The 13,186-nt window shown below is 34.6% G+C and carries 15 protein-coding genes; 8 read left to right on the top strand and 7 right to left on the bottom strand.

Going from position 1 to position 13,186, the window contains the following annotated elements:
- Positions 1 to 81 precede the first annotated feature (81 nt).
- The 4 genes from HS129_00975 to HS129_00990 form a co-directional block, all read right to left on the bottom strand.
- On the bottom strand, positions 82 to 1,320 hold the full coding sequence (locus tag HS129_00975; GenBank protein ID MBE7410629.1) for a hypothetical protein: 1,239 nt from the start codon (positions 1,318 to 1,320) through the stop codon (positions 82 to 84).
- A 62-nt stretch (positions 1,321 to 1,382) separates the two neighbouring features.
- Positions 1,383 to 2,057, bottom strand: a complete 675-nt coding sequence (locus HS129_00980; GenBank protein MBE7410630.1) for a hypothetical protein — start codon at positions 2,055 to 2,057, stop codon at positions 1,383 to 1,385.
- On the bottom strand, positions 2,047 to 2,853 hold the full coding sequence (gene truA, locus HS129_00985) for a tRNA pseudouridine(38-40) synthase TruA (protein ID MBE7410631.1): 807 nt from the start codon (positions 2,851 to 2,853) through the stop codon (positions 2,047 to 2,049). Before truA ends, HS129_00980 begins: the two co-directional genes overlap by 11 nt.
- A 4-nt stretch (positions 2,854 to 2,857) precedes the next feature.
- Positions 2,858 to 3,739: a DUF2225 domain-containing protein gene (locus HS129_00990; protein MBE7410632.1), complete on the bottom strand. Its 882-nt coding sequence runs from the start codon at positions 3,737 to 3,739 to the stop codon at positions 2,858 to 2,860.
- A gap of 159 nt (positions 3,740 to 3,898) precedes the next feature.
- Between HS129_00990 and HS129_00995 the strand changes: the two genes are divergently transcribed.
- The 6 genes from HS129_00995 (at position 3,899) to hpt (ending at position 8,840) form a co-directional block, all read left to right on the top strand.
- Positions 3,899 to 4,963, top strand: coding sequence for a hypothetical protein (locus HS129_00995; protein MBE7410633.1), 1,065 nt, complete (start codon positions 3,899 to 3,901; stop codon positions 4,961 to 4,963).
- Positions 4,964 to 5,014: 51 nt separating this feature from the next.
- The gene (locus tag HS129_01000; protein MBE7410634.1) at positions 5,015 to 5,809 is read left to right on the top strand and encodes a 1-acyl-sn-glycerol-3-phosphate acyltransferase; all 795 of its coding nucleotides are present in this window, start codon (positions 5,015 to 5,017) and stop codon (positions 5,807 to 5,809) included.
- Positions 5,802 to 6,443, top strand: a complete 642-nt coding sequence (locus HS129_01005) for a hypothetical protein (GenBank protein ID MBE7410635.1) — start codon at positions 5,802 to 5,804, stop codon at positions 6,441 to 6,443. The genes HS129_01000 and HS129_01005 overlap by 8 nt, the downstream gene beginning before the upstream one ends.
- Positions 6,444 to 6,590: 147 nt before the next feature.
- Complete coding sequence (locus HS129_01010) at positions 6,591 to 7,595, top strand: phosphotransferase (protein MBE7410636.1); 1,005 nt, start codon at positions 6,591 to 6,593, stop codon at positions 7,593 to 7,595.
- Positions 7,592 to 8,317: an NTP transferase domain-containing protein gene (locus HS129_01015; protein ID MBE7410637.1), complete on the top strand. Its 726-nt coding sequence runs from the start codon at positions 7,592 to 7,594 to the stop codon at positions 8,315 to 8,317. The genes HS129_01010 and HS129_01015 overlap by 4 nt, the downstream gene beginning before the upstream one ends.
- Positions 8,310 to 8,840, top strand: coding sequence for a hypoxanthine phosphoribosyltransferase (gene hpt / locus HS129_01020; protein MBE7410638.1), 531 nt, complete (start codon positions 8,310 to 8,312; stop codon positions 8,838 to 8,840). The genes HS129_01015 and hpt overlap by 8 nt, the downstream gene beginning before the upstream one ends.
- Here the strand turns inward: hpt and HS129_01025 are convergent, their stop codons facing one another.
- Both HS129_01025 and HS129_01030 read right to left on the bottom strand, forming a co-directional pair.
- Entirely contained in the window at positions 8,841 to 9,722 is an 882-nt protein-coding gene (locus HS129_01025; GenBank protein MBE7410639.1) for a glycerophosphodiester phosphodiesterase, read from the bottom strand.
- Positions 9,723 to 9,869: 147 nt separating this feature from the next.
- Entirely contained in the window at positions 9,870 to 11,159 is a 1,290-nt protein-coding gene (locus tag HS129_01030) for a C40 family peptidase (protein ID MBE7410640.1), read from the bottom strand.
- Positions 11,160 to 11,279: 120 nt separating this feature from the next.
- On the opposite strand from HS129_01030, the gene HS129_01035 reads away from it, so the two are divergent.
- Entirely contained in the window at positions 11,280 to 11,933 is a 654-nt protein-coding gene (locus HS129_01035) for a leucyl/phenylalanyl-tRNA--protein transferase (protein ID MBE7410641.1), read from the top strand.
- 97 nt (positions 11,934 to 12,030) lie between these two features.
- Here HS129_01035 and bamE read toward each other — a convergent pair whose 3' ends face one another.
- Positions 12,031 to 12,399, bottom strand: coding sequence for an outer membrane protein assembly factor BamE (gene bamE, locus HS129_01040; protein ID MBE7410642.1), 369 nt, complete (start codon positions 12,397 to 12,399; stop codon positions 12,031 to 12,033).
- 222 nt (positions 12,400 to 12,621) lie between these two features.
- Here bamE and folE point away from each other — a divergent pair, with 222 nt between their 5' ends.
- On the top strand, positions 12,622 to 13,170 hold the full coding sequence (gene folE, locus HS129_01045; protein MBE7410643.1) for a GTP cyclohydrolase I FolE: 549 nt from the start codon (positions 12,622 to 12,624) through the stop codon (positions 13,168 to 13,170).
- Positions 13,171 to 13,186: the final 16 nt, after the last annotated feature.

Consider the following 13,186-nt stretch of genomic DNA (forward strand, 5'->3'; position numbering starts at 1 on the left):
CAAATAGGTCTATAAAATTTTTTTAAATCGAGTGCATGCAAAATCGCATAACGTATATTTTATGTAAAAATAGAAATTTTTTTAAGGGCAGGTTAAATTGACTCGAATAGTATCTCTAAAAGAATTCGGGCTTACAGAAAAATTTGTCTCTCGAACAATGGTATCCGGGTAGCCATCGATTCTTGAAATATCTCCGACACATTGCAGTTTATAATTTCCCTCGTGGATGTATTTTATCTTAGTAGTTCCTTGTTTGACGGGAGAGGCTGCCAAAGGCAATTGTGTGCGAAAATCGATTTCGTCGCTTCTAAAAACTGCATAATAGTGATTTAGAGATTTTGTCCCACCTGAAATTTCTAAGCTTGATGCTTTTTCAGGATAGATCACTCTCGCTCTGGAAAGTAAATTCCCGCCCATATCTGCTTCACTTGCGTGATTATTATTCCAATCGCTAAAAGAGATTAGTGTTCGTACATTCCCTGTAGTATTAACGTAAGAGTGAACCATTAAGTTTTCCTTAATATTGGCTCGGATCTCAAGTATGTAAGGATCCGCCCCGGGTCTTATAGACATATCGTTTTGTCCCGGTTGAACAGAGTATAGCAAGGGAAACATTGCAGGGATAGTAGCATCCTTGATTGCAGCTTCAGTCCCGGGTTTGTAATTATTTCTAGGGACTATATTGGCACCTCCCGTAAGTATTGTATGGTTATCGAACACTGTGTCTATAACAAGACCACCGGCTTCTCTTGCCCAACCTGTAACAAGAGATCGAAAATAAACTCCGGTGTAGTAGTACTGTGTTGCATCCATGATCCCGCTTTGAGAGGATAAAACTTGCTGGTCGTAACTTCCATAATTGGTTTCTGCAGTAGGATCATTGGACGGAAATTGTGCTCCTCTTCCACTAAAGAAATCATTGATTTTAGAGAGACCGGTCTTATGGCAGGTAGATTCTGTTGCCGAGTAAAATATCGTGCAATACACTTGCCTTTCGGGAGCTATAAAATCCCAGAATTTTTTTGAATCCCTTGCGTCTTTGATGGCTGCGAGATTTCCTATTCCTTTTTGGTACTTGGAGGAAATCCTGATTTCTCCAATGTCTAAAAAAATAGCTAAGTCTTTGGCTTGTGGTAAGTCTGCAAGGTCATAAGGCGGGTCGGTTCCATTTCCGGAATCTATTTGATCGTCCATATATAGTTTTCCCGTACCGTTTGAATATTCTTCAAAACTCAAAGGATCGTCTGTGGCATAAGTTCCTTTGAGTAGAAGCAACATTCTGTTATTGAATAAGGTAGATATAAGTGGCTGGTTTCCGATTTTCCCACTCTTCGTATTGCATTGAAGTAGGAATAAAAAACATAGAAATGTAAAAAAAATTTTCATAGTAGAATACTCACCATTAAGCCAAAGTGTAAAAAATGTCCGTCAATAATATTGTAATAGTTCGGGTTGTACAATCTTTCGTCTAAATTTTGGGAGTAGTATAGATATTTGTAAACCTCCGGAATGTTTGTGCCACCGTAAAACCCTTTTTGTCTTCTTTCCATGATTTGATTGTAGTCGTATCTTAAACCGATTCTCACTTTTCGACCTGCAACAAAACTCACCTCAAATCCGAGATACCCCATAGGGTCCCAACCTTCATTATTGGATGGTCTTACAATTAAATAGGATGCTCCTCCACCCGCTTTTAAGAAAAATGATATTGGTAATTCTAAGGGTAGTTTATAAGCAAGGGCCGCATAGACCGGAATCGTAGTTAGTCCTCTTTCTGAGTGTGAAAGGTAGTTGGAGTAGCTAACTCCCATTTCTGTATAAAAAATATACGGCCATTGAAATCTTGTAAAAAATCCAAAACCCATAGTTGTATCTAAGAGACTTGCAGTCTTTGTTCCAGGAAATGGGCTGGATGCACCCATCCAAAAACCGACTTCTGATTTGCTTGGTTCTCCATCTGCATAGATTTTTGAAATATTGACAAAGAACAATAAAAGTATTATGTAGAATTTTTTTATTAAAAAATTCCTTTTTAAAAATTTAGGTTTATATTTCATTTATTTTGTAAAATTCTTTGTAAAGCTCTTCAATTTCCGGAAATTTCTCATAGAATGCTTTTACGAAATACAAACCATCTGGTGGAATTGTAGCTCCGGCATAGATTCTATTTTTTTTCTGCAAAATTTCCCTTATATTTCTATCTTTGATTTTCCCATTTCCTATGTCGAGTAAAGTTCCTGTTATAATTCTGACCATATTGTGCAAAAAACCCGTACTTCGGATGGTTAATCTGTATAAGCCGTGAATTTCCTTAGATTCTCGAAATTCTATTTTTGAGATATTCCTAATCGGTGATTTTTTTAGGAGAGAAGAAGGCTTTGCAAAACTTGTAAAATCATGGGATCCGAGTAGGTGCGAGCACTCGTCTTGTATTTTTTTTATATCCAATTTATGCTTATAGTGGTAAGCACGTCCTTTTAATAATGGGCTTGGATACTTGGACAAAAAGACCCAGTATTCGTATTCTCTTTCGGTGCAAGAATACTGTGCGTTGAATTTTTCTGGGACTTCTTTCATTCCGTGAATGGAAAGGCTTCCTCCAGATAGGTGGTTTATAGCTTTAATAAATTTATAAAAGTTGTCGATCCTATTTTTGGAATGAAAACTTGCGATTATTCCCTTAGAGTGTACACCCGTATCAGTTCTTCCGGATGAAAAAATTTTTACTTCTTCTTTTAGAACTATCAAAATAGAATTTTCCAATACAGATTGTACGGAAATTATTTCAGTTTGCTTTTGGAAGCCGTGGAACCTTGAGCCTTCGTATTCTAATAGAAGGGAATAAACAGGCAAAACCCTATTTTTCTCCTCCCATTTCTTCTATAACCTTTCCGTACTCGTCGTATAACTCCCTTGCCATATCTATAATTACAGAAGGTTTGGACTTGGAGGATTTTCCGGATCCGTAGAGTCTTGCAAGCATTCGTTTGGCTCGAACTAAAAGATTGAGTTGCTTTTCAGGGGTATCTCCCATCTGGTCTTTGAATTTCATCGTGAGAAATGCGTTTAAAAAAACTACTCCATCAAAGCCCCAGTTATTGTCTGAATCGGGTCCAAGCATTCCTGCTGCAGAATCGATTGGCTCAGTTCCGGATTGCATGATCTCTAAAGTCAATCCATACCATGTAGCTGCCCTTTGGTACAATATATCTCTGATTTTGTCAAAACTCATATTAGGGAAATCTGTGTTTAAATCATCAAAATACCAAGCTGCCCGAATTGCAGAAACTGCCTTTTTGGGAGTAGGTGCAACTTGAGAAGACCTGAGTTGGTAGCAATCCACTGCTAATAGATAGGACGCAGCACCAAGAACTATATTTCGATCTTCTTTAAAATTTACAGGTCCTAAAATCTTCTCTAAATAGGCTTTTCTATCTACAGCAGAATTTTTGATTTTTTCTATATCTCCCGCAGGAATTGTATTCCAGTCTTTTGGGAAGGAAGAATATAAGCAACGCGGGCATACTACAAGTGTATAATCATTTGGGTGTATTCTACCAAATTTTTTATTTTTTTCGTAAAGTCTTCTTAAATCTTGGGTTAATTTTCCCGCAATCAGTCTTCCACCACCCTGAAACATATTTTCTTTTTGGTGAATTTCTTCACAAACCGGACAGGAAGTGTTTTCTTTTGCTCGAAAAGAGGCTTTTTTTGATTGTTGAGTTGCTGGTTGCACCATAAAAAATGTCCTGATTCTTTGAAAATAGCGTAAGATTTCTGGTCAATTCGTGTCAATCTATTCTATTTTCTTTCCGATATTCTTAACAGGAACTTTGTAAATTGGTTGTAGTATTTTTTGCATTACAAATATTTATTTTATACATTAGGAAATGGTGCCATGAAAAAACTAGTATTGTTGATTTCTATTCTAATCGGAATGGAGGGGATGTTTGCTGAAGCCGTAGCAAACAAGGCTTATGTGAAAAGAATAGAACTATTGACCTACCTTCGGTTTATCGAGCCTATTGTGAAAAATTACAGAGGCAATGACAAAGACGGTAAACCTGCCGAGCTGCACGCAAAGCCGGAAATGGAAGGGGAAAGGGTAAAAAGATACAACGAGGTAAAAAAATTATACCAAGAAGGTATGATTTATTATTTTGAAGAAAATTATGTAAATGCCTATAGAAGATTTTTAGAAGCCCAGCTTGGGATGGAGCAAATCTTAGAAGAAGTCACCCAATTCTACATTGAGAAAACTGAGGAAATACTAAAAGCCTCTATTGACAGAAAAAATGAAAATAACCCGGAAGATAAAAACTTGGTAGATATTAGCGTTGAGTATAGCAATACTTCAAAAATTCGTGAAGATCAAAAGGCCAATAGAGAAGCGCCACTCACAGCTAGAATGTACAATCCAAAAGAATTTCACTATGTGGTAAATAAGTATGCGATTGAGACAAACATGGCACTCGGTTATAGATTTTTGGGGCAGGCTAAGGAAGCAAGAATTGATGCTTTGAAAGTTGAGAAAAATTTAGAGAAGCACCAAAAGTTAGAGCCTTCTCACAGAAAATACAGAATTGAAAAATATTTAGCATCCATTGTGAGATGTAGGGATTCCAGAGCTAACGCTATAAATATTTTTAAACTAAAATATCCTTACGATAACTACTATTTATTAACTGCAGACGGTAAAGACAAAGAAGGGAAGGAAGTTGTATTGGAAGGGGTAACCATGAAATTCAGAGACAACCCTTACGTGAATCCAAAAAATCTCAGCCCTGTTTATGATTTGCGAATTCCTGAAAAATATAGAAGAGACGCAACAGATATTAATGCCAGAGTTTATGACGAAGAAGTGGATGCGAGAATTAATCTAAAGTGGGATGCAAAATTAAAAAAAGAATTAATCGGGGATTCACCGACTCAGAAAAAACAAGAAGAGAAAAAAACAAATTAAACAATAAAATTGTAGCTTGATTTTTTGCTTGGTCAAATTATTGGATAAAGTATGAACAATCCGATAAAAGCTTTTAAAAGTCGTTTGGGAATGTATTCCAAGGATTATCAAAAGCTTGTATTAATGACCTATCTTCGTGCTCCTGAAATTATTCTGCGGCGACTAAAGTCAAATCTCATAAAAGGGATTTATTATAAGGCCAGGGGAAAACAACAAGAAAGTATTAGAATTTTCTTAGAAGGATCTGCAACCTGGGGAGACTTTGTTCAGGAGATGACCGCCACTAAGATAGTAAAAATCGGAAATTTTTCTGAGGTGCCAGAGTCAGGGCATATAGTGTGTATCAATCATGTGAATGAATTAGACTTTCCTTTTGATTGTATGATTGTGAATAAACCTTACCTCGCCAATCAGGTAATTAAAAATACTCTATTTGCTTACTGGTGGATGAAGGCAATGGGCTCTCAGGTATTTGATTATTCTCAATCAAGAACAATCCCCGAATCCGTAAAAAATTTGATCGAGGGTTTGAAAAATAATAGCTACATAGTCTATCCTGAAGGACAAAATACATACTCTGAAGAGATCAAACCTTTAAAGAAGGGAATGATAAAAATAGCTCACGAGAAAAATATACCGATTGCACTCGTTATTAAAAGTGGGATTGCAAAATTTCAAGAGAAAGTCAAAGGGAATGCAATCGGGTATAAATACTATGGAACAATTCAACCATCTAAGTTTTCCAAGTGGGAAAATTTAAGAGATGAACTGCATGAAATAATGGTACAAGAAAAAAATATACTGGATGAAGAGGTAAGAAAAGAAGAAGGAAAAAAGAATGCCTGAGGTAAGGACAATTATCTTTATGGCTTTTTTATTCTATGTTTTTACAGGTGCTATTTTTTTTATTATAGATTTTGACAAAAAAAGATCTTCTGCTGTGTATTGGGGATCTGCAATGCTCACCTTAGCCCTTGGAGTGTTACTCATCGGTTTACGAAATATGATCCCTGACTATATATCTGTAGTCCTTGGGAACTTAGCTGTGGTCATAGGGTCTAGTCTATTTGTATTTGCAATTTGTGATTTTACGGATAGAGAAACTCCTATCAAAACTATTATAATCATTATCGTAAACTATGTTCTATTCTTTCACTTTTTTCCTGAGCCTAAGTATTTTGCCATGCGAAACATTATGCACTCTTTTGTAGGAATACTTTTGACTCTGTTTGCAGTTTACTTTTTATTTCGATTTTCGGACACTCGCTTTACTTCTTCAAAAAGATTTCTAATATTCTTGTATTTGTTTTCTATAGTAATTATTTTTTTTCGTGCTTTATTTCTTTTTCACTCAGAATCCAGTTTGCGATTTTTTGATATAAATATATTTAATAGAGTTTATTTTATCTCTGTTTTTTTTATTCCTCTGATTACGACCTTTGGGTTTCTATTGATGTTGCGTCAAGCAAATACGAAGTAATGCGTCTCTTATTTCAGTTAGTTTGTTAAGATTAATATTACGATTTATGTATGAAGCTATTGCGATTAGAAAACAGATTTTCGTGGGCTGCAATGATGGACTTGTGGGAATAGGACTTGAATTTTTACAGTAAGATTTTTTACAGGTATGGCGATTATGGTAGAAAAAATTTCTGATGGAATGATAGAATTTTTAAAGCTGAAAGGGAATACACCTATCGAAGTGAAATCTATTCTTGAAGAAGCCTCTTCCAGAAAATACTACAGGGTCTCTTATAGAGAGAATAATCTGATCCTTTGTGAAGATAGTAATTTTCAAAGTAGTGGAAAGAATTTTCTTCAAGTACAAAAATTTCTTTTTGAGAATAATTTTTCCGTTCCAAAGATTATCAAAGTCAATGTAGAAAATAAATGGATATTGATGAGTGATGAAGGAGAAGATCTAACGTCTATATCTGAAGAGAAAAAGTTTTTGGATAGAGTACGAGAGGCGTTGGACATTGTATTAAAATTACAGAGGGCGATTCCTATTTCTTTAATTCGGAATAAATCCTTCGATTATAAAAAATTAGAGTTTGAGTTGAATTATTTTCTTATCGGTTTTAAAAAGTTTCGTGATAAACTGGGCTTCAACACATCTATAGAGTTTGAGCTTATAGAATTTCTATATACTGTGAATTCCTACTTAGCCAAGTTTGAGAAAAAAGTTATATGCCACAGAGATTTTCATTCCAGAAATCTTTTGTTGAATTCAGTTGGCTCTGTTTCTATGATAGATTTTCAAGATATGATGATGGGAACTCCACACTATGATTTGGTTAGTATATTGCACGATTCCTATAGACCGATTTCCAAGGAAGCGAGGAATGGTCTATATGAATATTTTAAAGAAAAATCAGAATACAAAAATTATAAATTTAGAGAAGTATATTTTACACAAGCATTACAGAGGTTATTTAAAGCACTTGGAACTTATATAGTTCAGTTTTCTGAGCTTGGTAAAAGCAAATACAAAGAGAGCATAATTCAGTGTTTGATAAATTTAGAAGAGATCATTCAAGAAGGATTTTTTCCTGATACTTTGTATTTGTTTGTAACCGATTTAAAAACAGAACTACAAAATCCTGACTTGTTTGGAAACCAGCAAATATGAAATGCTTTATTCCTGCAGCAGGGTTTGGAAAAAGAATGGAAGAGTTTACGCAAAACCTTCCTAAGCCACTCTTGCCTGTAGCAGGGATTCCGTTAATATACTACGCCTTGTACTATGCATATAGACTTGGGATTCAAGAAGTTGCAATTAATCTTCACTATAAAAGTGAAATGATCTTAGAAGAGTTGAAAAATTTTCACTGGATGACTCTTCGATTTTCAATAGAACAATCTGATATTTTAGGCACTGCCGGTGGAATCAAAACCGCCATTGAAGGAGTGTGGAGAGAGGATGAAAAATTTTTAGTAATCAACCCGGATTCTATTTTTTCTTGGAGTAAAGATTTGGAGTCTATTATGAAGAGCGATTTTGAAGAAGCGCTTTTGTTTTTACTTCCTAATCCAAAAGGGGAAGAATATACCGAATTGAATTTAGTAAACGGGAAAATTTTTTTTGGGGGAGGTGAATATTATTACCCTGGAATTTCTGTTTTGCAAAAAAAAATCCTAAATGATGTGAAACTAAATACTTATTACGATCTATCTACAATATTTAGAAATTTAAGTGCAATAGGGAAGTTAGACGGCATAGTTTTCCCCGGACAAGCAATAGATTTTGGTGATAGTGAGAAATATAGAAAAAACCAAAATGTAGAGATTTTTACAGGTGACGAACTCATCCATTTTGAAAAATTTTATAAGGAAAATAAAAGATATGAATAAAGAAGATTTAGGCTTTTTAGTGCTTTTTTCTGAAGCGGAAATTCAAGAAAAAATTCAAGACATGAGTAGGAAAATTTCTATAGATTATCAAGACAAAGAATTGGTGCTGATTGGAGTTCTGAAAGGAGGGTTTATGTTTCTTTCTGATTTGGTGAAGGGGCTGAGTTTTTTGGCTGAAGTCGATTTTGTAGAAACATATTCTTATACAGGAACAAAATCTACAGGAGTTGTAAAAATCACAAAGGAATTGAAAGGCTCAGTGAAAAACAAACATGTGATCTTAGTCGATGATATTATTGATACCGGTGAGACGATGAATGTGTTGATTGACCATATACAACAAAAAGATCCAAAATCCATAAAAGTAGCAACGATGCTAGTAAAGAAAAGTAAACACAAGATGAAATACCCGGTTGATTATTTTGGTTTTGAAATAGAGGATGATTTTGTAATCGGATACGGGATGGATTTAGACGACAAATATAGAAATTTGTCGTCTATCCAAATTTACAATTCTAAGTAATTATTTTTTTCGATTACGAACTTTGTTTAATAGAATTGGATCGTCTGTCATAATTCCATCCACGCCCATGTTAATGAGTCTTTTCATTTCTGGTTCTTCATTAATTGTCCACACGTGGATTTTAATATTCTGATTTCTTGCAGACTTCATTAAAGATTTTCCGATTGAAAGAATACTCTTCTTGGGTGGTATGGCTAGAGTGTGGGAATGAAAAGAGGAAAGACCTGTAAGATTCAATTTTTGCAGAATCACCCATTTCATGATCTCGTCTTTAGAACCAAACAGAGCAGAATTCGGTAAAAGTTTTCGTAGTTCATTGTTGATGGTTTGCTCAAACGAGCCGACAACTACCTTATCTTCCATTTTGTATTTTTTAATAATGTCGGTAAGTATTTGTGCGGCAACTGTAGAATTGACCTTCACTTCTATGTAGTATTTTGAATTGGGAAGAGCCTCAAAAAAATTATCCAACCTTTCTATTTTAATCCCTTGATCCCTGAACGGAAAAGTTTTTTGTCCATCGGTTGAAAATTTATACCCTGCGTCTAATTTTTGAATTTCAGAATAAGTAAAATCTTTTACTAATCCTTTTGAATTTGTAGTATTTTCAACATCATCATCGTGGATCACTACTAGTACATTGTCCTTGGTTAGGTGGACATCCATTTCCAAGAAATCGGCAAGATTGTTTTCTACGATTTTCTTGCAGGCAAAAAGAGTATTTTCAGGAAAATTCTTTGCTCCACATCTATGAGCAATTCTAAATGTGTCACCTTCAAAAACTTTTTTATTTTCGAGTTTTTCCGGGGCGATCATCGCTAAAGACAAATAGACAATAAGCAGTGCTACTAAGCTAAATATAATTTTATTTTTTGTTTTCATACATACCTACTAAAAAGAAAATTTCAATTGAATGATAAGTTCATTACGTTTTCTGTAGATTCAAAAATTTTTTAAATCTCAGTCTGTATTCTACAAAAAAAGTATCTGAAAATTTTGTCATCTTTTTTCTTTTTTTAGATGAATCAATCAATTAATTACTTTCTTGAATATTCTCCTCGCTTTTACAAAACGTTTGGACCAGTGCTTGGAATCAATCGGGTCATACCCCACACCTTTATTGGAAGAATGCGCAAATTCTTTGTTTGATATAACCACCCCTACGTGTGTAATTTTTGAGCCGTTAGGCGACGCTGAGAAAAAAATTAAATCGCCTGCACGTAGCATTGATTTCTCTACAGGGCTTCCTGATTTTGCCTGACTACCGCTTGAATGAGGAAGAAGTGCTTTCGGTGCTCCAATATTTTTATCAGTAAGAATCGCACCTGTAAATCCAGAGCAATCTATTCCACGTTTACTACTTCCTCCCCAAAGATAGGGAGTTCCTACCCATGGCTTGATCGTTGCTTTTAAATTTGATTCTTTAAGAGTTTCCCATGATTCCTTCGGGGATTTGTCTTCTTCGAGGATTTTAGGAGCTTCTTCTTCATCTATAAAATTTGGAATGAATTCTGGTTCAGGAAACTTTTTCTCTACGGTTTTTCTCGGAATAATTTCTAATTCACTGATTTCTTCAATAACTGTATTCGTTTTTTCAATTTCTTTAATCGTGGTTTTCATTTCTTCGATATTATTTTCGTTGAAATCTGATTTTTCGTGAATAACTCTGAGATTGGTAAAAATTTTGTTAGAATTGGAAACCCTTTGGGTGTTTGGATTGAATTGGATAGCTTTTTTGATTTCTGCTTCTATTGCCTTTGGATTTTTTTTGAATCCGTTAGGCGGAATTGCTTTTAGCAATTTAGGAGCTACTGTATTTAGATCCATACCAGAGCTTTTAGCGAGGATGAGTCCTCTGCCGGCGCTTAAAATAGAAAATCCGTCCCATTTCTTTTGCAGTGCAGTTGTCAAAAATAGCTGACGGATTTGCTCTGGGATTTTTGCTTTACTTGTTTCTTTGTAGTATTCCACCATCATTATAAAATCTTTAATCGAAATATCTTTTGTAGCAACTAGTGGAATCAAGTCTTCCGCAACCTCAAAATCGGCTCCTGCTTTAACAGCCCTGTCCATATATACAATGATTCTTGCAACTTCGATTGGTTGCAGTCCTTCCATCATCGCCCAAGGAATAATTTTCTTGGTGATGTTTGCCAAGTGCTCACTTCCCGGTTCAAAAGAAAGTGCGAGTCTTTTTTTTACTTCGTTTTTAATTAGGAGAGTCTCCTGACCCGTCCAGTCTTCTTTTAGAAGCTCTTCCATAGTTTTTGCGTGGATAGACAGTGAAATAAATAAAAATAGAATAGATAAAAATTTCATGGGAATCTCCTGAAAATAAAATAATTTTGGCTATTTTACAAAATGATTGCACTTATTATATTGGTTTGAAATTCTTTTTACGTAAAGAAAAAAATTTAGTTATTTTAGAAAAATACGTTTATGTCGAGTAGAGATTTTAAGGAGTTTTTTGGAGACCCTCTTAATTGTGATGAGGATTTGATCGCTATAGGTGGAGATTTTAGTGTCGATAGACTTTTGTATGCTTATACACATGGGATTTTTCCTTGGTCAGAAAATCCGATTCAGTGGTTTTGTTTGGATCCGAGGGCAGTATTCGATATTCAAAATGTACATTTTTCAAAAACAGTGTTAAGAAAAATCCGACAAAATAAATATTGCATTACTTACAATCTTGCTTTTACGAGAGTAATGGAAAACTGCGCTATTAGAAAAAATGAGCCTACGTGGATTACATCCGGTTTTGTAAAAGGGTACAGTGAACTTCACTTAAAAGGATACGCACATAGCGTTGAGGCATGGGACGAAGAAGAAAATCTAGTAGGTGGGGTATATGGAATTGCAATCGGAAAATTATTCGCAGGAGAAAGCATGTTTTCTTTTCAGCCGGATGCAGGAAAGGTAGCGCTCTATTATTTATTTGAAGCACTAAAAAAAGATCAATTTTGTCTATTCGATACGCAACAATTGAACGAGGTTACTTGGAATCTTGGAGCTTTTGAAATAACTAAGAATGAGTATTTGAATGCTTTGAAAGAAGCCGTGAAAATTCCATACAAATGGGAACTCAAATAAAATCGTGTGCCTGAATTTTTGTTGTTGAGCGAAACTGTAAAATATGTCCTAAAAGTTTTTACAATTCTATTTAGGACATATTTTTAATGAATACAAATCACATGTCAAATTCTTTTTGAGTAACCTTCCCTTTTGGATCAAATGTAAGTTTAATAAATTTTGCACCTTCAGTGGTTGCAGGTTTTTCTTTTAGAGTTTGGTAAGAATTTTTTTGATAGGTAGTAGAGATGAACCACCATGTCCAAACTGATCCGTTTTGAGTGTTGCTTTCTTCTGTTGGAGTTCCGAGTAGGGCTTGGATTTTTACTTTGGAATCTCCTACTTTTATCATATCTACTTCTATATTTCTAAGATCTGTGTTATCGTGAACAGCAGGTCTCGGAGTGTCTTTTTTATCTGAAGAACACTGAGTTAAAACAAAGCCTAAAACAGTGAAAAGACAAATAGGTAAGATTAGTTTTTTCATAAAAATTTTCCTCTTGCGCAGTAATATTGACATAAGTTTATCGAATATTCAGACTGTAAACAGAAAAAGGAACAATAAAAAATTTATTGCTTGATTGTAAAATACAGTTCTTTAATTAAAAAATAAAATAAAATAAAATAAAATAAAATAAAATAAAATAAAATAAAACAAAACAAAACCTTATTAGTAAGTATGATATTCAAATTATAAAAGAGAGAGAAATTGGAAAAAGAAATATTTAAAATTTTAGAAGAGATAGGCGAAGACCCAAACAGGGAAGGATTGCAAAAAACTCCTAAGAGAGTAGAGGAGTCTTATAAATTTCTTACGAGTGGTTATAACGCAAATATTCAAGAGGTGGTAAACGATGCGATCTTTCATGAAAAAGCAGAAGGCATGGTTCTTGTAAGGGATATCGAAATCTACTCGCTTTGCGAGCACCATCTCTTGCCTTTTTTTGGGAAAGCCCACGTAGCCTATATACCAAACAAAAAGATCATTGGGATTAGTAAGATTCCGAGAATTGTAGATATATTTTCGAGAAGGCTGCAAGTTCAAGAAAGACTCACCGATCAGATTGCAAATGCTCTTCAAGAAATTTTGCACCCACTCGGAGTAGGGGTAGTTATCAACGCAAAGCATCTGTGTATGATGATGAGAGGAGTTCAAAAGCAAAATTCAGAGCTATTCACTTCGAGTTTACTTGGTGCATTTAGAAATAACCCTGATACAAGAGCAGAGTTTTTAGATCTTATAAGAACAAGTTCTTAAAAAAAAGTTTCTGAAA

The sequence above is a fragment of the Leptospiraceae bacterium genome, from assembly GCA_015075105.1.
Lineage (GTDB): Bacteria > Spirochaetota > Leptospiria > Leptospirales > Leptospiraceae > JABWCC01.

Excerpts from the sequence above, each read along its gene's own strand:
- HS129_00980 (MBE7410630.1), bottom strand. The coding sequence starts at position 2,057 with ATGAAATATAAACCTAAATTTTTAAAAAGGAATTTTTTAATAAAAAAA.
- HS129_00990 (MBE7410632.1), bottom strand. The coding sequence starts at position 3,739 with ATGGTGCAACCAGCAACTCAACAATCAAAAAAAGCCTCTTTTCGAGCA.
- HS129_00995 (MBE7410633.1), top strand. The coding sequence starts at position 3,899 with ATGAAAAAACTAGTATTGTTGATTTCTATTCTAATCGGAATGGAGGGG.
- HS129_01000 (MBE7410634.1), top strand. The coding sequence starts at position 5,015 with ATGAACAATCCGATAAAAGCTTTTAAAAGTCGTTTGGGAATGTATTCC.
- HS129_01005 (MBE7410635.1), top strand. The coding sequence starts at position 5,802 with ATGCCTGAGGTAAGGACAATTATCTTTATGGCTTTTTTATTCTATGTT.
- HS129_01010 (MBE7410636.1), top strand. The coding sequence starts at position 6,591 with ATGGCGATTATGGTAGAAAAAATTTCTGATGGAATGATAGAATTTTTA.
- HS129_01015 (MBE7410637.1), top strand. The coding sequence starts at position 7,592 with ATGAAATGCTTTATTCCTGCAGCAGGGTTTGGAAAAAGAATGGAAGAG.
- hpt (MBE7410638.1), top strand. The coding sequence starts at position 8,310 with ATGAATAAAGAAGATTTAGGCTTTTTAGTGCTTTTTTCTGAAGCGGAA.
- HS129_01025 (MBE7410639.1), bottom strand. The coding sequence starts at position 9,722 with ATGAAAACAAAAAATAAAATTATATTTAGCTTAGTAGCACTGCTTATT.
- HS129_01030 (MBE7410640.1), bottom strand. The coding sequence starts at position 11,159 with ATGAAATTTTTATCTATTCTATTTTTATTTATTTCACTGTCTATCCAC.
- HS129_01035 (MBE7410641.1), top strand. The coding sequence starts at position 11,280 with ATGTCGAGTAGAGATTTTAAGGAGTTTTTTGGAGACCCTCTTAATTGT.
- bamE (MBE7410642.1), bottom strand. The coding sequence starts at position 12,399 with ATGAAAAAACTAATCTTACCTATTTGTCTTTTCACTGTTTTAGGCTTT.